General features: G+C 35.7%; 19 protein-coding genes. 12 read left to right on the top strand and 7 right to left on the bottom strand.

Translation table 11 applies throughout. The features are described 5' to 3' along the window. Positions 1–8: 8 nt before the first annotated feature. The 9 genes from NST49_RS01870 to rsmI all read left to right on the top strand — a co-directional run bounded on the left by NST49_RS01870 (position 9) and on the right by rsmI (position 7,257). The gene (locus NST49_RS01870; RefSeq protein ID WP_341046738.1) at positions 9–1,439 is read left to right on the top strand and encodes an aminotransferase class I/II-fold pyridoxal phosphate-dependent enzyme; all 1,431 of its coding nucleotides are present in this window, start codon (positions 9–11) and stop codon (positions 1,437–1,439) included. A 103-nt stretch (positions 1,440–1,542) separates the two neighbouring features. Continuing rightward, positions 1,543–2,178, top strand: coding sequence for a dTMP kinase (tmk, locus tag NST49_RS01865; protein WP_251166276.1), 636 nt, complete (start codon positions 1,543–1,545; stop codon positions 2,176–2,178). 21 nt (positions 2,179–2,199) lie between these two features. Beyond that, positions 2,200–2,529, top strand: a complete 330-nt coding sequence (locus NST49_RS01860) for a cyclic-di-AMP receptor (protein ID WP_023176704.1) — start codon at positions 2,200–2,202, stop codon at positions 2,527–2,529. A 12-nt stretch (positions 2,530–2,541) separates the two neighbouring features. Then, positions 2,542–3,528 (top strand): DNA polymerase III subunit delta', encoded by a 987-nt coding sequence (holB, locus tag NST49_RS01855; protein WP_251166277.1) that lies wholly within the window; start codon positions 2,542–2,544, stop codon positions 3,526–3,528. Positions 3,529–3,582: 54 nt separating this feature from the next. Then, positions 3,583–3,927: an initiation-control protein YabA gene (locus NST49_RS01850; RefSeq protein WP_023176708.1), complete on the top strand. Its 345-nt coding sequence runs from the start codon at positions 3,583–3,585 to the stop codon at positions 3,925–3,927. Between the two features lie 297 nt (positions 3,928–4,224). Next, entirely contained in the window at positions 4,225–5,208 is a 984-nt protein-coding gene (locus NST49_RS01845) for an NAD(P)H-quinone oxidoreductase (RefSeq protein ID WP_341046736.1), read from the top strand. A 97-nt stretch (positions 5,209–5,305) separates the two neighbouring features. Next, complete coding sequence (locus NST49_RS01840; protein ID WP_023176712.1) at positions 5,306–6,058, top strand: tRNA1(Val) (adenine(37)-N6)-methyltransferase; 753 nt, start codon at positions 5,306–5,308, stop codon at positions 6,056–6,058. Further along, positions 6,045–6,401 (top strand): GIY-YIG nuclease family protein, encoded by a 357-nt coding sequence (locus NST49_RS01835; RefSeq protein WP_023176713.1) that lies wholly within the window; start codon positions 6,045–6,047, stop codon positions 6,399–6,401. Before NST49_RS01840 ends, NST49_RS01835 begins: the two co-directional genes overlap by 14 nt. Next, positions 6,379–7,257 (top strand): 16S rRNA (cytidine(1402)-2'-O)-methyltransferase, encoded by an 879-nt coding sequence (gene rsmI / locus NST49_RS01830; RefSeq protein ID WP_023176715.1) that lies wholly within the window; start codon positions 6,379–6,381, stop codon positions 7,255–7,257. The genes NST49_RS01835 and rsmI overlap by 23 nt, the downstream gene beginning before the upstream one ends. Before the next feature lie 114 nt (positions 7,258–7,371). On the opposite strand, the gene mscL is transcribed toward rsmI, so the two are convergent. After that, on the bottom strand, positions 7,372–7,779 hold the full coding sequence (mscL, locus tag NST49_RS01825) for a large conductance mechanosensitive channel protein MscL (protein ID WP_023176716.1): 408 nt from the start codon (positions 7,777–7,779) through the stop codon (positions 7,372–7,374). Between the two features lie 219 nt (positions 7,780–7,998). Here mscL and NST49_RS01820 point away from each other — a divergent pair, with 219 nt between their 5' ends. Next, positions 7,999–8,820, top strand: a complete 822-nt coding sequence (locus tag NST49_RS01820; RefSeq protein WP_034538118.1) for a hypothetical protein — start codon at positions 7,999–8,001, stop codon at positions 8,818–8,820. A 60-nt stretch (positions 8,821–8,880) separates the two neighbouring features. Here the strand turns inward: NST49_RS01820 and NST49_RS01815 are convergent, their stop codons facing one another. Together NST49_RS01815 and NST49_RS01810 are read right to left on the bottom strand one after the other, a co-directional pair. Continuing rightward, the gene (locus NST49_RS01815; protein WP_341046733.1) at positions 8,881–10,008 is read right to left on the bottom strand and encodes an NAD(P)/FAD-dependent oxidoreductase; all 1,128 of its coding nucleotides are present in this window, start codon (positions 10,006–10,008) and stop codon (positions 8,881–8,883) included. Between the two features lie 227 nt (positions 10,009–10,235). Next, a complete protein-coding gene (locus tag NST49_RS01810) occupies positions 10,236–11,672 on the bottom strand; it encodes an aspartate ammonia-lyase (protein ID WP_202882027.1) in 1,437 nt (478 codons plus the stop codon). A 254-nt stretch (positions 11,673–11,926) separates the two neighbouring features. Here NST49_RS01810 and NST49_RS01805 point away from each other — a divergent pair, with 254 nt between their 5' ends. After that, positions 11,927–12,373, top strand: coding sequence for an Lrp/AsnC family transcriptional regulator (locus tag NST49_RS01805; RefSeq protein WP_187949098.1), 447 nt, complete (start codon positions 11,927–11,929; stop codon positions 12,371–12,373). A gap of 379 nt (positions 12,374–12,752) precedes the next feature. Here NST49_RS01805 and NST49_RS01800 read toward each other — a convergent pair whose 3' ends face one another. The 4 genes from NST49_RS01800 to NST49_RS01785 form a co-directional block, all read right to left on the bottom strand. Beyond that, entirely contained in the window at positions 12,753–13,997 is a 1,245-nt protein-coding gene (locus tag NST49_RS01800; protein ID WP_301426399.1) for a glutamate-5-semialdehyde dehydrogenase, read from the bottom strand. Positions 13,998–14,015: 18 nt separating this feature from the next. Continuing rightward, on the bottom strand, positions 14,016–14,828 hold the full coding sequence (gene proB, locus NST49_RS01795) for a glutamate 5-kinase (protein ID WP_023176725.1): 813 nt from the start codon (positions 14,826–14,828) through the stop codon (positions 14,016–14,018). Between the two features lie 462 nt (positions 14,829–15,290). Further along, the gene (locus tag NST49_RS01790; RefSeq protein WP_341046728.1) at positions 15,291–17,933 is read right to left on the bottom strand and encodes a cation-translocating P-type ATPase; all 2,643 of its coding nucleotides are present in this window, start codon (positions 17,931–17,933) and stop codon (positions 15,291–15,293) included. A gap of 576 nt (positions 17,934–18,509) precedes the next feature. After that, positions 18,510–19,028 carry a type 1 glutamine amidotransferase domain-containing protein gene (locus NST49_RS01785; RefSeq protein ID WP_023176727.1) on the bottom strand — a complete coding sequence of 173 codons (519 nt, stop codon included), beginning with the start codon at positions 19,026–19,028 and terminating at the stop codon, positions 18,510–18,512. A gap of 167 nt (positions 19,029–19,195) precedes the next feature. Here NST49_RS01785 and mgsA point away from each other — a divergent pair, with 167 nt between their 5' ends. Continuing rightward, on the top strand, positions 19,196–19,615 hold the full coding sequence (gene mgsA / locus NST49_RS01780; protein ID WP_034538125.1) for a methylglyoxal synthase: 420 nt from the start codon (positions 19,196–19,198) through the stop codon (positions 19,613–19,615). Positions 19,616–19,634: the final 19 nt, after the last annotated feature.

The raw sequence follows: 19,634 nt of genomic DNA, 5'->3' as shown, positions 1-19,634 counted from the left end.
GGACGAGGATGGATAGAAAAAAAGTTGATTCAGAACAACATCGTCGTCCTCTTTTTGATGGTTTAAATCAACATAAAAAGAAAGAAAAGGTTTCTTTCCATGTACCCGGGCATAAGAATGGAATGAACTGGGATGAGACATGGTCATCCTTTCAATCGGCTCTATCATTTGACCAGACTGAAGTTACTGGATTGGACTATTTACATGATCCAGAAGGGATTTTGAAAGAAAGTCAAGAATTGCTCAGCAAATTTTATGGCAGTAAAAAAAGTTATTATTTGATCAATGGGTCAACGGTTGGAAATTTAGCGATGATCATGGGAGCAACGAATAAAGGCGATCAAGTATTTGTTGATCGAGGATGCCATCAATCAGTGATCCATGCATTAGAATTAGCAGAGTTGCAGCCTGTATTTTTAACACCAGACTGGGCTGAGATGGATCAAGCGCCTCTAGGGGTAAATATAAAAAATTTAAAAGAAGCATTTGAACATTATCCAGCTGTTAAGGCCTTGATTGTAACGTATCCTACATATGATGGGATGGTTTATCCAATCGAAGAGTTAATAGAGTATGCAAGAGAAAGAAAATGTTTAGTATTAGTAGATGAAGCTCATGGGCCGCATCTTACATTAGGTGATCCTTTTCCGTCTTCAGCATTAGACTTAGGGGCAGACGTAGTTGTCCAGTCAGCACACAAGATGCTGCCATCTCTTACTCAAACAGCGTATTTGCATATTGGGAATCAGTCTTCGGATGCATTAAAAAATAAGATTGAACACTACTTGCACATATTCCAGTCAAGCAGTCCTTCTTATCCTTTAATGGTTTCGTTAGAATATGCGCGTTATTTTTTAGCTGATTTTACAAAACAAGATTTAATAGCTACGTTAAAGTATCGAGACTTGTGGAAGAAACAATTTAAAAAAGCCGGTCTAACTATTTTTCAAAGTGATGACCCCTTAAAAGTAAAAGTATCTTTGATTAATCAGAGTGGGGAAGAGTTAGCTGGACAGCTGGAAGAGCAAGGTGTCTTTGGTGAAAAAACAGATGGTACTTCAGTGTTACTGACATTTCCGCTTCTGAAAAAAGAAACAAAAATTACAGAACTGTTCTCCATCCACATTACACAATCTGTAAAAAATGAAGTGCCTAAAAAAATGAAAACTCCTTTATTAATAGCACCTTTTGTAGAACTAGACTTAAGTTATGAGAGACAAACAAGTAGTAACAATAAACAAATAAGCCTAGCAGAAGCAGAAGGTAAAATTGCAGCTCGAAATATTACACCATATCCACCAGGAATTCCACTAGTTTTAAAGGGTGAAAGAATAAAAGTTGAACAGATAAAACAAATAAATCATTACTTAGACCAAAATATGAGAGTAACTGGATTAGAAAATCAAAAAGAAGTTGTTTTTTTTTCTGAAAACGATTGATTCTATCGTTAGGAATAGAGAAAAGGCATTAGACTGTCAGGCGTAGATACAGTATAATGAAGTTAGCTATTAGGCTATATTAAGAAGTTAGGGGCTTAGAGTAGTGAAAGGAATATTTATTACAATTGAAGGTCCTGATGGTGCGGGGAAAACTAGTGTTATAAAACAACTTCTTCCAATGTTGGGAGAAACAATCCAGCAAGAAATTGTTGCAACTAGAGAACCTGGCGGTAGCCGGATCGCTGAAGAAATTCGTGAGCTTATTTTAAACCCGGAAAATACTGAAATGGATGCGCGAACTGAGGCATTATTATATGCTGCAGGCAGAAGACAGCATTTGGTAGAAAAGATTCTTCCAGCCTTAGAAGCAGAGAAATTAGTGATCTGTGATCGTTTCGTGGATAGCTCATTGGCTTATCAAGGTGCAGCTCGCGGACTTGGAGTTCATGAAGTCGCTGAAATCAATCAATTTGCAACGGATAATCTTTCTCCGGATCTAACGCTTTATTTAGATATTGAAGCTCACTTGGGATTAGAACGCATCAATCAAAATAAAAAAACACGTCAATTTGATCGATTGGATCAAGAAACACTAGAATTTCATGAAAAAGTTCGTTCAGCATATTTAGAGATTGCAAAAAATCATGTTGAGAGAATTGTTCAAATCGATGCTAGTCAAGAATTAGGAACAGTGGTTGAACAATGCTATCAGACGATTATTAAAAGGTTGAAAAAATAAAAGTTGAGAGGATGTTCTAAGATGAAATTAATATTAGCTATCGTTCAAGATAAAGACGGAGGACGTTTGTCTAACGAATTTGTAGATGCAGGTATACGGGCAACTAAATTATCTACAACAGGAGGTTTTCTAAAAGCTGGAAATACTACGTTTATTATCGGGATTGAAGAAGAACGAGTAGATGAAGTATTAGATCTTATTCGTAGAAACTGTCAATCTAGAGAACAATTTATGACTCCTCCGGTTAGCTTAGACGTTTCTATGGAAACAAATATGCCTTATCCAGTAGAAGTACAAGTTGGTGGAGCTACTGTATTTGTTATGCCAGTTGATCAGTTTCAACAATTTTAAATTTGGGTTGTGATGAGAATCGAAGAGAAATTAAATTGGTTACAGCCTGTATTAGTCAAACAATTCAAAAAAACGGTACAACAAAAGCAATTGGCACATGCCTATTTATTTGAAGGAGTTTCTGGAACGGGTAAAAAAGAAATGAGTTTGTGGTTGGCCGCTAGTTTACTTTGCCAAGAAAGCTTCGATGGTCTTCCTTGCGGGAAATGTCAAAACTGCAGACGTGTCTTTGATCACCAACACCCCGATGTCATTGAGATTGTTCCAGATGGACTATCCATAAAAGTAGAACAGGTACGCAATTTAAAAGCAGAATTTTCCAAAAGTGGTGTAGAAAGTTCTCAAAAGATTTTTATTGTTGAAGATATTGAAAAAATGACTACAGGAGCTTCAAATAGTTTACTCAAATTTTTAGAAGAACCTGAAGGCAGTGCCGTAGCATTTTTATTGACTACTGCTAAAAATCGAGTTCTTCCTACCATTTTATCTAGGTGTCAATTAGTTCATTTTCAATCTCTAACGAAAAAAAAATTGATGACTGAACTTGAAACTAAAGGACTTTCTGTTAATCAAGCTTCTTTGTTGGTACAGTTGACCAATAGTTTAGAAGAAGCCCTCGAAATGAATGGAAATGAATGGTTCCAAGAAGCTAAAACAATTGCTTGGAAATGGTTTTCGTTGATTACAAGTAGAGATAATCAAAGTTTCATTTATGTACAAACAACTATTATGCCTCATTTTAAAGATCGTGATGCACATAGAATGTTGATAGAGTTAATCTTATTAGCCTATCGTGATGTGATGATGTTGCAGTACAATGCATTTGATGTATTGGCATATAAGCGCTATGAGAAAGAACTGAACCAAATTAAAATAGCATATACAGGCAGTAAAATGATACAATCTATTGAAGCTATTTTACTCAGTCGTAAGAAATTAGAGAGTAATGTCAATGCTCAGGGAGTTTTTGAACAGCTTGTATTACAATTAATGAAGTAAAGGCATGAAAAGATGACTAAAACGATGATCATAGCAAAGAGTGGGTGAAAATGGATGGACAAAAAAACTTTATATGATAGTTTTACTCAAATAGAACTTGATACGGATGCTACTCTACATCAAATTTCTGAGATAAAAAAAGAGGTTGAAACATTAGTTGAAGAAAATGCGACTCTTCGCATTGAAAATCAACATTTAAGAGACCGTTTGAGTGATCTTGAAAAGCAACAACGGTCAGATGAAGAAGTCGTGGAACCAGAAATGAGTAAATCACGCTTAAATCTTGAAAAGTTATATGAAGATGGATTTCATGTTTGCAATGTGTTTTATGGTTCAAGAAGAGTGAATGATGAGCCTTGTGCGTTTTGCTTGGATGTTATTTATGGCGAAAGAAGATAATAATGAATTAAATAAGAAAACTTGTAACCTTATGGAACAAAATGGCTACAAGTTTTTTGCTATGTAAAGTATTTTTGTTTGAAAATCAATTGGCGTTCTTCACTAATGTCAAATTTGATGTCTGTGTATGAAGCCTCACTGTTACTTGTTAAGACTTACGTGTAGTTCATTATTTTTTGATTTTATTGGTGATCAATTTGAGTTGAAAAATTGATTTCAACTAGATTAAACCATTGGGAAAGATAGTAGTCAAATGGTATAGTAACATTAAACAAACACGAGGAGTTGGTATCGATAATGAAAGCAATATCAATAAAAAAACCGGGTGGTTCTGAACAATTAGAAATCCAAGAACGTCCCGTACCTAGTCTTGAAGAAGGAGAACTCCTTATAAAGGTTCAAGCAAGTGCTATAAATAGAACAGATACATTGACAAGAGAAAACAAACAATTGTCAAAACCATACCCTATATTAGGCGTAGAAGTAGCTGGAATAGTTGTTGATAGTAATTTAGCTGATGAGAAAATAGCAATTGGAACACGAGTAGCTGGTTTAGTAAATCATGGAGGATATGCTGAATATGTGGCAATGCCAGCAGACCGTGTTTTTCATATGCCAGATACCATGAGTTTTGAGGAAGCTGCGGCTATTCCAGAAGTATTTTTAACAGCGTACCAAACACTTTACTGGTTAGGAAAGTTGAAACAGGGGGAGACGGTTCTGATTCATGCAGGAGCTAGCGGAGTTGGGACAGCTGCTATCCAGTTAGCAAAAAAAATGACAAAAGCAAACGTAATTGTTACGGCTGGATCAGAAGAAAAATTAGAATTTTGTAAAGAACTTGGTGCAGATAAAGGAATCAATTATAAAAAAGAAGATTTTGCCAAAGAAGTCTTGGATTACACTCAAAATAAAGGTGTGGACTTGATTTTAGACTTTATAGGAGCTTCTTATTGGGATCAAAATGTTGCAAGTATTAAAACAGACGGCCGATGGATTTTGATTGGAACTCTTGGGGGTACAATCGTTGAGAAGGTTAATTTAGGAGTTTTCTTACAAAAAAGAATTGCCATTCAAGGTACTCTTTTGACTCCTAGAAGTGATCAATATAAAGCGGAATTAACGAATGAATTTGTAAAAAAAGTTATGCCGTATTTTGAAAACAACTCTATTAAACCAATAATTGACACGACGTTCTCATTTGGCGATGTTACAAGTGCTCATCTTCATATGGAAGAAAATAAAAATACAGGAAAGATTATTTTAAGTATTCAAGAATAAAGCCAATAAAAATAAATAAGAGTTCACTTCATTTATATGGAAAGAGAACTCCTATATGATATAGTGAAAATGAGTATAATTGAAGGAAGTGTCAATAATGAACCAGTGGTTACAGGGCGATGAACGGATGGATCAGCTACTTAGTCATAATTTATCTATTATCCAAAGCCCATCCGTTTTTTCTTTTTCATTAGATGCTGTATTGTTAGCAGATTTCGCTCAACCTGCTAAACACGATCGGGCAAAAATTGTTGATTTATGTGCAGGTAATGGTGTAGTCGGTTTATTGCTTAGTCAAAAAACAGCTAGTCCCATTGTTGGAATTGAAATACAAGAAAGATTGGTCGGTATGGCCAACAGAAGTATCCAAATCAATGGTTTAGAAGACCAAATTTCCATTATCCAAGGCAATTTGAGTGATGCAAGCCAATGGATCCCAAAAGATACCGTAGATACATTAACGTGTAACCCGCCTTATTTTGCTGTGGGAGAAAAAAGTATAAAAAATCCTAATTCCCATTTAGCTATTGCAAGACACGAATTGCATACAAATTTGGATGAGGTCATGAAAGTTTCAAGTGGTTTATTAAAAATGAATGGAAAAGCGTATTTTGTTCATCGTCCCGATCGATTAATTGAAATCTTAGAGACCATGAAAAAGCATCGGATTGCGCCGAAAAAAATGCGTTTGGTCTATCCAAAAGTGGGTAAAGAAGCCAATACATTATTAATTGAAGGTATAAAAGATGGAAAAGAGACAGGCTTTCGCGTTTTGCCGCCACTATTTGTGTACAGTGACGATAATGAGTACTTGCCAGAAGTGAGCGCAATGCTGCATGGAATCCGTTAGTTATTTTTATGTGTTGTACTGTCACGATGGAAGTTTTTACGGTGGGTATACTACAGATCTGGCTAGACGAGAAGAAGAACATAATCAAGGTGTTGGGGCTAAGTACACTAAACCCCAAACAAGAAGGCCAGTAAAAATGATTTATGCAGAAGGATATCCTTCTAGAAGTGCAGCTACTAAAGCTGAGTATGCTTTTAAAAAGCAAACGCGTAAAAAGAAATTGGATTATTTAACAAAACAAGGAGTTCAGTTTCCTGTGCTACCAACGGAATCTTGTTTAGTAAATATGCAGCAAATTGAAGCAAAGGAATGTGAAAAACATGCAGAGTCAAAAGAGTTTTGAACAATCCATAGGCGGAAGTTTATACCTAATTCCTACGCCCATTGGAAATTTAGAAGACATGACTTTTAGAGGGGTAAGGCTATTAAAAGAAGTAGATTTAATTGCTTCTGAAGATACGCGTAACACACAAAAGCTTTTAAATCATTATGAAATAAAAACACCTCAAATTAGTTTTCATGAACACAATACACAAGAACGGATCGGACAGTTGATTGAAAAGTTAGAAGCAGGAATGACCATTGCACAAGTAAGCGATGCTGGGATGCCTTCTATCAGCGATCCCGGACACGAATTAGTTGTAGCATGTATACAAGCTGGTATTCCAGTGATTCCTTTGCCAGGAGCGAATGCTGGACTGACAGCTTTGATCGCATCTGGAATCAGTCCACAGCCTTTTTATTTTTTTGGTTTCTTACCACGCAAAAAAAAGGAGCAGCTGCTTAGTTTAGAGGAATTGAATCATCGACCAGAAACGATTATTTTATATGAATCGCCGCACCGTTTAAAAGAAGTACTGAAAAATATGTCTACCGTTTTTGGAATGGAGCGACGCATTGTATGCTGCCGTGAATTAACAAAACGGTACGAAGAGTTTATAAGAGGAACGATCGAAGAAGCGATTGAATGGTCAATGACGAATGAAATCAGAGGGGAATTCTGTTTGATCGTTGAAGGAAATAGTGCAGGATCTCTTTTAATGGAAGAAGATACAAGCTGGGAGGCTTTGTCGTTAAAAGAACATGTAGATTTAATGATCAATGAAATGGAATTCACCAGTAAAGATGCGATTAAAGAAGTTGCTAAATTACGAGGACTAAAGAAGCAAGAAGTTTATGCAGCTTTTCATGAATTCTAATTGGATAACTTACTTAAAATGTAAATAAAAATACACGTACCTTATTTACAGGATAGGTACGTGTATTTTTTCTATAAAGGGTACTGAAAAGAAAAATAAATTAATTTTTTAAATTTAAAGATTCGTTTTATTTTTATCTTCTGCTAATAAATCGCGAATCTCTTTAAGATATTGTTCTGCCGCAGGAATCTCAACCTCTTTTGTAACTTCTTCTGTTTTTTTGAATTTATTGGCAGCATTATTAATAATCTTAATAAAAATAAAGATCACGAGTGCAATTAAAATGAAGTCTACAACAGCTTGCAAAAAAGCGCCGTATTCTAGTTTAGCACCGCCAACATCTATGGATAAGTTTTTGATATTTGTTCCACCAGTAAGAATACCAACGAGAGGCATAATAATATAATTAACAAGAGCAGTAACAATAGCTGTAAAAGCAGAACCGATAACAACACCGACGGCTAAATCAAGTACATTTCCTCTAAAAGCAAAATCTTTAAACTCATCTATAAATTTCTTCATGATTTCACCTCCCTATATGTTTACATACCATTAAGAAATGATTGTATTATCATAACTATAACAGAAGGGCATTTTTACTGTCTAGTGTTATGTTAAATTTCTGATATAGGAGAGGAAATTACGTTTGAAAAATAAGAAATCTTTAAAATTTTGTAAATTAATGAGGAGTATGGATAAATAAGGTATAATAAAGAAAAGGTTTTACAAGGAGGAAAAGAAATGAAAAAAAATTGGAGTCGTTTATTGATCATCTCTTTAGGAATGGTAGCATTAAGTGCTTGTGGAACGAATAATGAAAATGAGGGAGCTACTTCTGAAGCAACAAACTCTGAGTCTATGGTATCTGAGTCAGCTGTTTCTGAAACAACATCTTCTCAAGAGGTAGATTCAACAATAGAAGAGCCAGAAGAAGTTTCATTACAAGAAAAATATAACAAAATGTATACAGACGGGTCAGCTCAGTATGATGCTGGTAAGTATGATGAAGCTGCGGGTACGATTGGTGTATTGCTTCAAAATGATTTATCAGAGTACAATGAAATTGAAACCAAAGCTACAACTTTGAAAGAACAAATTACTCTTGCTCAGGCTGAAGAAGCTAAGGCAAGTGAAGCTACAGCTCTTATAGAAAATTCAGCTTATAAAACAGAACGCACTTCAGATTTAGCAGCAGCTGAATTCGCAGAAGCAACAGGTAAAGACATTAAAACGGTCTCTGATGATGAGATCAGCAGCTGGTTAAGCGATAAAGAAGCTGCAACAGCTGAATCTAGCAATGCAACAACAGAGGCAACTCCTGAAGAAGAAATGACTACAGTATTGGATGCAGTTGTTTCGATTACTGGAATATCTCCAGAAGATAATCAATTTTATGCAACTAAAACAAATGAACAAACCTATACAGTTGAGATCCGCCATTCTCACGAAGTAGATGGAGTTGGAATTTCTAATATGGTGGGCATGTTTGAATACAATTTAGCAACAAAAGAACTGAAAAAAATGGATCCGCTAACTGGTGAATATTCAGTAGTTACAGAATAGTTGTAAAAGTAAAATATTCTAAACAAGGCTAAAAAACGAGTTCAATTAAGAACTCGTTTTTTAGTCTTGTTTTTTAATGTAGCGTTCAACTGGGTAATCAGTTAAAGGCAAATCAGTGGGCTCATCTGAGATAAGCTGGCTTAACATTTTTCCAATCAACGGACCCGAAGTTAGTCCGGATGAACCTAAGCCACTTGCTGCAAAAAGATTAGGATAATTCGGAACAGCTCCAAAAAAAGGAGTAAAGTCAGAAGTATACGCTCTTGTACCAACGCGGATTCCTGTAATAGTTGCGTTTTTTAATTCGGGAGCAAGTTCTTTAGCTTCTTCTAACATAAGCGCTAGTTTTTCTTTAGTAGGGGTTAAATCATAGCCACCATCATTTTCATGTGTAGCTCCTACAATAATTTTACCATTTGCAAAAGGAATAATGTCTTTTTCGCCATCTGGCATAACTACAGGCCAATTGGACATATCTTTTTGTAAGTGAAGTTGAACCAACTGCCCTTTTTGAGGACGAATATCAACATCTAAACCAAGTGGATTTAATAATTCTGGTAACCATGCGCCTACTGCTAAGATAACTATGTCATAAGTTTTGGTTTGTGTCTTAGAACGAATAATATAATCAGCTGAGTTAGGTTGAGATAATACAACTTTTTCAGCATAATGACTGGCTCCGTTAACTATAGCTTGATCAATTAATTTTTTTGTCAATAAAGAACCATCAACACGTGCACCGCCAGTAGCAAATAAAGCTGATTCTTCTGAGTCATATATAGGAAATTTAGCTTTGATTTCTTTTGGAGATAAGAGAGAGAGCGTGCCAATTTCTGGGGCAGTTTCCAGGCGTTTAAGAGCAGTTTTTTCTAACTTTTTCAGTAAGTTAGGATTTTTTTTGAAGACAAGAGTTCCTACTTGTTTGTAAATATCAGAATCAGTAAGCGATTCATTTAGATCATGCATGAGTTGTGGATAAAAAGCTGCTCCTTTAGAGGCTAGTTGGTACCATTCTTTATTTCGGCGTTGAGATAGCCATGGACAGATGATTCCAGCAGCAGCAGAGGTTGCTTGGCCTACTCCATCATCATAGATATCTACTTCATAGTTTTTTTGACTAAGATAAAATGCAGCAGTAGCTCCTACAATACCGCCACCGATTACTGCGATCCGTTTTATTTGTGTCATCAAGTATCATCCTCTTCATTTGCAACTATCTGTATTGCATTCGTACAAATTAAAGTACTAATAGTGCATAAATAGTGTGTTCCATAAAACCGACATTCTTATTATTATGAAATAGAATCACAACATCTTTCATTATAAAACAAATGCAGTTTTTAATAAATGGGCATCACATCTAAACGTAAGAGAGTGTTTTTTGCTTAAGAGCATGTAGCAATCAATCATCTTTATTAATGTATTTCAGTCACTGCTCCAACAGCTGCATCATTTGAAGGAACATTTCCTTCAGCTAATTTTCTTAAATCAAGAATGTCATCGATTTTTTCTTTAGTCAGCCAGTTCCTTTTAAGTAAAATTTGTCGAATTGAAAGCCCAGTTTTCAAAGCTTCTTTTGCTACTTCGCTTGCTTTTTTATAACCGATAAAAGGACAAAGAGCAGTAGCGATCCCAACACTTTTCTCAACTTGATCTCGGCAATGTTCCTCATTAACAGTGATTCCGACAATGCAGTTGTCTGCTAAGGTCATTACGGCATTTGTAAGCAGTTCAATAGAGCTGAAAAGATTACGAAAAATAATTGGTTCAAAAGGATTCAATTCAAGTTGTCCCGATTCTGCGGCCATTGTAATGGTAACATCATTCCCAACAATTTGAAAAGCAACCTGAGAAACAACTTCTGGAATGACGGGATTGACTTTTCCAGGCATAATGGAAGAACCATTTTGCCTAGCGGGTAAATTAATTTCACCAAAACCAGTTTTTGGACCGCTGGACAATAAGCGAAGATCGTTGCTCATTTTTGAGAGAGAGATAGCAGCTGTTTTTATAACTCCTGAAACCCGAACAAAGCTATCAACATTTTGAGTGGCGTCATACAGATTATCAGCTTGTTTTAAGGGCAACTGCAGTTCACGGGCAAGATTTTCGGCAATAGTTGAGGAATACTCAACAGAAGCATTGATTCCATTTCCAATAGCGGTAGCACCAATATTAAGAGTGTACATTTCAGCTGTTATGGCGATTAAATGTTTGATATCACGGTGAACAACAGATTGATAGGCTTTGAAAGAATGTCCTAAAGTTGTGGGAACTGCATCTTGTAATTGCGTTCTGCCCATCTTGATCACGTCTGAAAATTCTATTGCTTTTTGTTCCAGTAACCTCTCTAAGTAAGAAAGATTTGAAATAAGCTGTGGCATGAGTTCCAAGACTGTTAGTTTTCCAGCGCTCGGAAAAACATCATTTGTCGATTGAGAACAGTTAACGTGATCATTTGGGTGTACCAGATCATACTTTTCTTTTGTTCCACCCAGAATTTCACTAGCTCTGTGTGCAATGACCTCATTCATGTTCATATTTGCAGAAGTACCAGCGCCTCCTTGGATGGTATCCACGATAAATTCTGTTTGAAATTCTCCTGCAATAATTCCGTTACATGCCTCGCAGATTGCATTTGCAACCGTACCAGATAAATTGTTTGCTTGATAATTGGTAATAGCTGCTATTTTTTTTATAATGGCTAAGTTTTTTATAAAAATAGGATGCAGTTTTTCTCCCGATATCGAAAAATTATTTTTTGCCCGCAGAGATTGTATGCCATAGTAAGCTTCACCTGGAATGGGTAAGCTGCCAATTGAATCAAATTCTATTCGTGTATGCATAATCATCCTAATCCTCCAATTCAATGTAAAAAGCTGTTGTTGAAATATAAATAAGAAGATACCATGATTGAAACACAGAGTAAATAGATGAAAAAAAGAAAAAACAATTGATTGGTATAGTCGTGTTTCAACTTATAAAACACTGGATTTCCCTTTATAAACTTCATTTTATTAAGCTGTAATAAAATGAATCCTTGAAATGTCTACATCTAAATGTATAATCTTAATAGAAAGAGAATCTGTGAAAAGGATGGGATAAAATGGATAACATTGATAGACATATTATTCAATTATTAGAAAGTAATGCACGAGCGTCATTGAAAGAAATTGCAGCTGAAACATTTTTATCTTCACCTGCTGTGTCTGCACGGATTTCACGTTTAGAGAGAGAAGAAATTATTACAGGCTATACTGCTCAATTAAATTTACACAAATTAGGTTACTATATCACTGCATTTATAAATCTTGAACTGAGCCCTAAACAAAAGCCGACATTTTATCCTTTTGTCAAAAAATGTCCAAATATATTAGAATGTAATTGTGTAACCGGAGAATATTCGATGCTTTTAAAGGTGGCTTTCCCAAGTACAGTTGAGCTGGACGGATTTATCGGAGAACTGCAGCAATTTGGTAAAACATATACGCAGATTGTTTTTTCGACTAGTGTCGAACCTAGAGGGATTCAATTAGGAGAACAGGGAGAATAAAATCAATAAGATCAAGTGAAAGTGTTAGTTAAAACTTATTCCCATTTGTGTTAGCCATTTTCAGCAAAGTGGGAATGAGTTTTCTTTGAAGGGTCTACTTTTTCTAACCCTTCTGATTGTCTGGAGGAGTGACTCTTCCATGTAATGACCTTTCACGAAAAAGTGGAGCGAGAAATTAGTGTCACTCATCTATGGAATGGCTCTCCACGTAAGAGTAGCATCTAAAAATGATAGTCACTTTTATGTCAAAGTTAGTTTCACGAAAAAGTGACTACAAAAAAAGACTTCACTTTTCCGTAGAAAAGTGAAAGTCTTTTTTAATCAGAAGTTAAGGTATATCCCAAATTTTTATCCTGTAGTTTATTAATAAAAGATAGGTTTAACGAATTTGACCTTCACCGAAAATGATGTATTTAGATGAAGTTAATTCAGTAAGTCCCATTGGACCTCGAGCATGTAATTTTTGAGTGCTTATACCGATCTCTGCACCGAATCCAAATTCAAATCCATCTGTAAAACGTGTAGAGGCGTTAATGTAAACAGCAGCAGAGTCTACCTCACGATGGAACTGCATACCTGCAGCGTAATTATCTGTCACAATAACTTCAGAATGGCCAGTACTATACCGATCAATGTGTTCAATTGCTTCGTCTAAAGAAGATACTACTTTGACAGCTAAAATAAAATCTAAGAATTCTGTTTCCCAATCTTCTTGAGTAGCAGGAATCGCATGTTGCAGATAAGAGAGAGCTTTTTCATCTGCTCTTAATTCAACATGCCAAGGTGCCAATGCTTTTTCAATCACAGGTAAGAAAGTTTCTGCTACATCTTCATGAATCAACAATGTTTCAGCAGCATTGCATACAGAAGGTCTAGAACATTTTGCATTTACGATAATATCGGTTGCCATAGTTAATTGAGCATCTTTATCGATATAGACATGGCAGTTACCGGTTCCTGTTTCAATGACAGGAACGGTTGCTGTTTCTAATACTGTTTGAATCAATTTTGCACCACCACGTGGGATCAAAACATCCAAGTAACGATTTAATCGCATCATTTCTTTAGAGCTTTCACGAGTGGTATCTTCAACCAATTGAATCGTTGTTGGAGGAAATACAGTTGGTTGAAGCGCATCTTGTAAGATGTGAATTAAAGCTTTATTTGAATAGATAGCTTCTTTACCACCGCGTAAAATGACCGCATTTCCAGCTTTGAAACACAGAGATCCGGCATCCGTGGTTACGTTTGGTCGAGACTCATAGATGATCCCAATCACACCTAAAGGAACACGTTGTTTGCCAATCGTTAAACCAGCTTCATTTTGCCACATTCCATCAACTTGTCCAATGGGATCTGGCAATTCTGCTATCTCAAGGATTCCATCGGCCATAGCTTTAATGCGTTCTTCAGTTAAGACTAAACGATCAATCATGTTTTCTGATATCCCATTTTCTTTAGCAGCAATTAAATCTAATTTATTTGCTGTAAGAATGGTTTCAGTGTGATCAACTAAAGCTTGGCTCATTAGTTTTAAAGCATCATTTTTTTCTGATGATGTAGCTCTTGCAAGCGAGCGTGCCGCTTTCTTCGCTTTTTCACCTAGTTGGATCAAAGTTTCCATAAAAACTCTCCTTTTAATTTAGTCAGCAGAAAATAATGTTCCTATTTCTTTGCCTTCAATAATATCAAAAATAATCGTGGGGTCTTCACCGTTAGCCAATACCATTTGACTGGAATTTTTTAAAATATGATTAGCAGCGATCAACTTGGTAGACATTCCGCCAGTTCCGTAGCTTGATCCTTTTCCACCAGCAAGAGTGTATAGCTCATCGGTGATGGCATGAACTTCATGAAATAAAACCGCATCAGGTTCATCATTTGGATTCTTATTATAAAAGCCATTAATATCAGATAACATGATCAATAAATCAGCAGCAGTAATCTCTGCAACAATAGCCGATAAGCGATCATTATCACCAAATTTAGTCAGATGATCTAATTCTTCCACGGCAACAGTGTCATTTTCATTTACGATAGGAATAATGCCTTTAATCAGAAGCTGTTCAAATGTGTTAATCGCATTTAGTCGACTAGTTGGAAACTCGATTATATCTCGTGTCATTAAGACTTGTCCGACGATTTGTCCGTAGCTGTGAAAGAATTTACTATACAAATTCATTAATTCCGTTTGTCCTACGGAAGCTACAGCTTGCTGTTCAGGAATCGTTTTTGGTCGTTCAGTCAGTTGCAGGTGAGAAATACCAACTCCAACAGCTCCAGAAGATACTAAAATAACTTCTTTTCCTTGGTTTTTTAAATCGGATAAAACAAAAGCTAATTTTTCTAAGCGTTGTAGATTGATGGTGCCATTAGGATACATAATTGTACTGGTTCCAACTTTTACAACGATACGTTTACAAGAAGATAATAATTGTCGAGAAGTAGTCGTCATTTTTTTTCATCCATTCTATTCTTAATGACCCCTAAAAACTTTGGTTTGATTTAATAGGTCTATTTATAAAATCATTAGCCATTCTATTCCCTTTATTTTACCAGTTTCTGGGATGAAAAACTAATTTTTCTTATTTCTATATCTTCCGATGTAGAAAGAGAAGTCTTCATTTGAGCGTTCTCAATGTATGCAGGAATTTGATAATTTGATGAGATTTGTACTTAAAGGGCACTATATGAACCAAAAATGCCAACTAAAACAAAGTATATGGTACTTAAAGCACTATACGAACCATAATGGTCAACTAAGACGAAGGTTATGGTCCGCAAGAGCATTATACGTATTAAAAGCGGAAAAAAACACCAAGCAGAAAGGCTAATACTAGTCTTTCGCTTGGCGTTTTTTATTTTAATGTCTTCTGTATGAGTTTAGGGACATCAAAATCATTCATTTGCAATAGCTTTAAAAAGGTTTGTTCATCTTATTCATAATAAATTTTTGAAGTTCGCCTACTACAATAATAGCCAACGATAATCCAATAGCAATCATCCAGTGAGTCGTACTTAAAGCAACTAATTCAAAAATACCAGCTAGGAATGGAACTGTAGCTACTAATGTAATCAGTGCAATAGAAAGTAGTGCTAACCAGAATAAACTAGAGTTGGACGTAAGACCAACTTTAAAAATCGACTCTTTACTGCGTGCATTGAAAATATGCAAGACAGAAGACCAACCCAGAATTAAGAAAGCCATTGTTTGACCAACTGCATGACTTGCGGTAATGGAAGAATCAACATCAATAAATGAACCAACATAAAATCCGATGAGTGTCGTAACTGTGAAAGTGAGAGCTGCGATAGCAATGTTACGATATCCGCCTTTAGCGAAGATGCTTTCACCTTTAGCAGTTGGTTCATTAGACATAATAGTTGGATCAGCTTTTTCTCTGCTTAATGCAAAACCAGGAATTCCATCCGCTACTACATTAACAAATAGTAATTGAATCGCAATAACAGGTAATCCCCATCCCATAATGACAGCAATTAACATAATGAAAATTTCTGAAATATTACATGATAATAAGAAGTATACGGTTTTTTTGATGTTTTCATAAACACGTCTGCCTTCTTCAACAGCATGAACAATGGTATCAAATTTGTCATCGGTTAAAATCATGTCAGAAGCACTTTTAGCTACTTCAGTACCAGTAATTCCCATGGCAGTACCAACATCAGCCGCTTTTAAGGCAGGTGCATCATTGACACCGTCTCCGGTCATGGCGACAACATCCCCATGTGATTGCCATGCTTTAACGATTCGAATTTTATCTTCGGGAGAAACACGTGCATAAACGGAATAATCACGAATCGTTTCTTTTAGTTCTTTGTCTGAAAGTTTGCCTAATTCAGCACCTGTGATAGCTTTGTCGCCTTCTTCGAAAATACCGATTTGTTTAGCAATAGCAGAAGCAGTAGCAGCGTGATCTCCTGTGATCATAATCGTCTTGATACCAGCTGATTTGGCTTCTTTAACAGCTTGAATACTTTCTTCTCTTGGTGGATCGATCATTCCTACGATCCCAGCGAACGTAATGCCGCTTTCTAACTCTTCAGGGGATAGATCCTCTGGAAGTTGATCGTATTTTTTATATCCAACAGCTATAACACGTAAAGCATCATTCGCAAATGAATCATGGATAGCTTTCGCTTTTTGACCAACTTCATCTGTAATTGAAGAAAATTCAACTGGCAAACGGTCAAAAGCACCCTTAGTGATTGAAATGTACCCATCTTCTAATTCGTGAACAGTAGTCATCAATTTACGACCAGAGTCAAAAGGAATCTCGTGTACACGTGGATAAGTTTCATCTAGCTCGTTCTTTGGCAATCCTTTTTTCTGTAACAAGCGAATAATGGCTGTTTCAGTAGGGTCACCGCTGATAACTTCTTCGCCATCACGATCTTCAATTGTAGCATTTGAAGCTAGGCTCATCATTTTGAGTACCCATTTTTCATCTTCGCCAAATTCATTTTTAACTTCAATGGGTTTATGTGGAAAAGCCCATAATTTTTGTATCGTCATTTGGTTTTGAGTTAATGTGCCGGTTTTATCTGAAGCGATAACAGAAGCACTGCCTAGTGTTTCGACGGAAGGGATAGTTCGAATAATGGCGTTACGGTCAACCATGTTTTGAACACCGTAAGCTAGTGAGATCGTAACAATAACGGGTAAAGTTTCAGGAACTGCAGCAACAGCAAGAGATACAGCAGTCATTAGACTTGTAATAAAAGCTTCACCTTGAAAGAAACTTAAGGTGAAAATAATAATACCTGCCACTAGAGCTAACACACTTACTTGTTTTCCTAAACGATCCATTCTTGATTGTAAGGGTGTTTTACCTTGTTTAGTACTATTTAATAAGTTAGCAACAGAACCCATTTCGGTATCCATACCTGTAGTGACGACAATTGCTTTTGCTCGTCCATTAGTAACCAAAGTTCCCGAAAAAACAGTATTAAATACATCTCCAACTGGGCTGTCTTCTTCAACTTCTGCATTTTCGTCTTTTTCAACGGGCACACTTTCTCCAGTCAAAGCCGATTCTTCTACTTGTAAATCACTACTAGAAATTAAACGAGCATCTGCAGGAATTTGATCTCCGGCTTCTAATAATAAAATATCTCCAGGGACCAAATCAGCTGCTTCAATAACCTCTTCTTGGTCATTTCGTATCACTCGTGCTTGTGGAGCAGATAAACTTTGTAGCGAAGCTAAAGCTTTTTCGGCTTTGCCTTCTTGTCGGATAGCAATGATGACGTTGATTAAAATAATAGAGAAAATTACGATAGGTTCTGAGAAATCGTCGGGGTGTTCAGTGATGGCAATATAAGTTGAGATAATTCCAGCTAGGATCAAGATAATAACTGTAACATCTTTTAATTGATCAATAACTTTTGAAAATAAAGAAATACTTTCTTCTTCATCAAATTGGTTGGCACCAAATTGTTTTTTATGCTGTTCTACTTCTTTTGAGGTTAACCCTTTTTCTGAGTTACTATTGAACTGGTTTACAATAGATTCTATTTTTTTTGTTCTGAATTCCATAACATTCCTCCTGATAAGTATTTTTTTTATAGGGTCTTTTCAAAGCAAGCAACCACTTGTTTGCTGCTTAAGTATATCAAAAATTTTTAGTTTTTGTCAAGTTGTAAGCTTGATAAAAGACAGCAGTGGCGTGAGAAAAGACAAAATTAAGTAAAATAAAAAGAAAAATTTAAATAAATAATAAAAAAACCACCCATTAGAAAAATGGGTGGTAAAGGAGTCATTACCTTTGCTTGGAGGAGAAAAGGTAATATGAAAATATAAAAAGTTGGTTGTTATTGGTATAGATAAACTATAACGTTAATCTATGAAGAAAATGTGATGATAGTTTTATGATTTTCTTAAAAAGTGTATTTTTAAAGAAGGCTATTTTGATGTTTCTAAAATAAAAAAAGCTATCTCAATTAAGAGATAGCTAGGGGGTAAGACTCTTTTCAATAGGGGGAGAAAAGAGAGTGAAAAATAAATTCAGTTTTAAATAAACAACTTTTATAGTTTACCACAGTCAACTAAGTGTCATATGACAAAAAAGTAAAAGTTTTAGTTGAATTAAATTAGAAACTACTTATTTAAACATTACTTATCTAAAGCGGCTACGATTGCTTTATTGAAAGCTGGAAGATCATCAGGTGTACGGCTGGAGATAATACCACTTTCGTCTTCCACAACTTCACTATCTTCAAATAACGCACCTGCATTTTTCAAATCAACTCCGACTTGTTTGACAGCAGTCATTTTTTTACCCTTGACTACTTCAGCATTAATTAAAAGCTGAGGCCCATGGCAAATCGAAAAAATAGGTTTTTTTGCATCAGCAAAGGCCTTAGTGAAAGCTAAAAAGCGATCATCTGATCTTAATTGATCGGGTGAAAAACCACCAGGAATTAAAAGTGCGTCAAAATCTTCCGGTGAAACTTCATCAATGCCTTTATCAATAGTAATGGTAGCTTCTCCTTTTTTTCCTTTAACGGTATTGCCTGCTTTTTTCTCAATCGTAATAACTTGGTGTCCTGCATTTGTTAAAGCTTCTTTTGGCGATGTGAATTCAACATCTTCAAATAAATTGGTCACTACTGTTGCAATTTTCTTTCCCATGTATAATCCCTCTTTCCTTATAGTTTAACTACAATTAGTGTAACGCAGACCAAAAAGGTCTTCAAGTGAAAGGGCTTCTAAGGCGAGAATGCTTGGAAGTTTAGACTTATCTTTTTTTTCAAGTAAGTGTTATCATTGAATAAAGTTAGGAATGGAGTTGATCATATATGAACATTGCTTTTATTGCACATGATAAGAAAAAAGATGAAATGGTAAAACTAACTACAGCATATAAAGAAATTATCAAAGATCATCAAATATTTGCTACAGGAACGACTGGACAACGAATCATTGATGCAACTGGTTTAGAAGTACATCGCTTTAAATCTGGCCCACTTGGAGGCGATCAACAAATAGGGGCGTATGTATCTGACAACAAAATTGATTTAGTTATTTTTCTGAGAGATCCTTTAACAGCACAGCCTCACGAACCCGATATATCAGCATTGTTAAGACTATGTGATGTTTATGAAATACCCTTGGCAACAAACCTTGGAACGAGTGAAGTGTTACTAAGAGGTTTAGGAAATGGTTTTATTGAATGGCGTAAAACACAACGTGAAGCCCAATTAAAAGAATTTGAATAAAAAAAGATGGAGTTGGGAC

This window comes from Carnobacterium sp. FSL W8-0810, assembly GCF_038007125.1.
GTDB lineage: Bacteria > Bacillota > Bacilli > Lactobacillales > Carnobacteriaceae > Carnobacterium_B > Carnobacterium_B inhibens.
Note: the sequence above shows the minus strand (reverse complement) of the source record. Positions and strands in the feature narration are given on the sequence as shown.

What these genes read in the sequence shown, in the direction of transcription:
- rsmI (WP_023176715.1), top strand. Translation starts at nt 6,379, where the DNA reads ATGCAGAGTCAAAAGAGTTTTGAACAATCCATAGGCGGAAGTTTATAC.
- holB (WP_251166277.1), top strand. Translation starts at nt 2,542, where the DNA reads ATGAGAATCGAAGAGAAATTAAATTGGTTACAGCCTGTATTAGTCAAA.
- NST49_RS01800 (WP_301426399.1), bottom strand. Translation starts at nt 13,997, where the DNA reads ATGGAAACTTTGATCCAACTAGGTGAAAAAGCGAAGAAAGCGGCACGC.
- NST49_RS01790 (WP_341046728.1), bottom strand. Translation starts at nt 17,933, where the DNA reads ATGGAATTCAGAACAAAAAAAATAGAATCTATTGTAAACCAGTTCAAT.
- NST49_RS01850 (WP_023176708.1), top strand. Translation starts at nt 3,583, where the DNA reads ATGGACAAAAAAACTTTATATGATAGTTTTACTCAAATAGAACTTGAT.
- NST49_RS01835 (WP_023176713.1), top strand. Translation starts at nt 6,045, where the DNA reads ATGGAATCCGTTAGTTATTTTTATGTGTTGTACTGTCACGATGGAAGT.
- NST49_RS01820 (WP_034538118.1), top strand. Translation starts at nt 7,999, where the DNA reads ATGAAAAAAAATTGGAGTCGTTTATTGATCATCTCTTTAGGAATGGTA.
- mscL (WP_023176716.1), bottom strand. Translation starts at nt 7,779, where the DNA reads ATGAAGAAATTTATAGATGAGTTTAAAGATTTTGCTTTTAGAGGAAAT.
- NST49_RS01860 (WP_023176704.1), top strand. Translation starts at nt 2,200, where the DNA reads ATGAAATTAATATTAGCTATCGTTCAAGATAAAGACGGAGGACGTTTG.
- NST49_RS01805 (WP_187949098.1), top strand. Translation starts at nt 11,927, where the DNA reads ATGGATAACATTGATAGACATATTATTCAATTATTAGAAAGTAATGCA.
- NST49_RS01785 (WP_023176727.1), bottom strand. Translation starts at nt 19,028, where the DNA reads ATGGGAAAGAAAATTGCAACAGTAGTGACCAATTTATTTGAAGATGTT.
- NST49_RS01840 (WP_023176712.1), top strand. Translation starts at nt 5,306, where the DNA reads ATGAACCAGTGGTTACAGGGCGATGAACGGATGGATCAGCTACTTAGT.
- proB (WP_023176725.1), bottom strand. Translation starts at nt 14,828, where the DNA reads ATGACGACTACTTCTCGACAATTATTATCTTCTTGTAAACGTATCGTT.
- NST49_RS01815 (WP_341046733.1), bottom strand. Translation starts at nt 10,008, where the DNA reads ATGACACAAATAAAACGGATCGCAGTAATCGGTGGCGGTATTGTAGGA.
- NST49_RS01870 (WP_341046738.1), top strand. Translation starts at nt 9, where the DNA reads ATGGATAGAAAAAAAGTTGATTCAGAACAACATCGTCGTCCTCTTTTT.
- NST49_RS01845 (WP_341046736.1), top strand. Translation starts at nt 4,225, where the DNA reads ATGAAAGCAATATCAATAAAAAAACCGGGTGGTTCTGAACAATTAGAA.
- NST49_RS01810 (WP_202882027.1), bottom strand. Translation starts at nt 11,672, where the DNA reads ATGATTATGCATACACGAATAGAATTTGATTCAATTGGCAGCTTACCC.
- mgsA (WP_034538125.1), top strand. Translation starts at nt 19,196, where the DNA reads ATGAACATTGCTTTTATTGCACATGATAAGAAAAAAGATGAAATGGTA.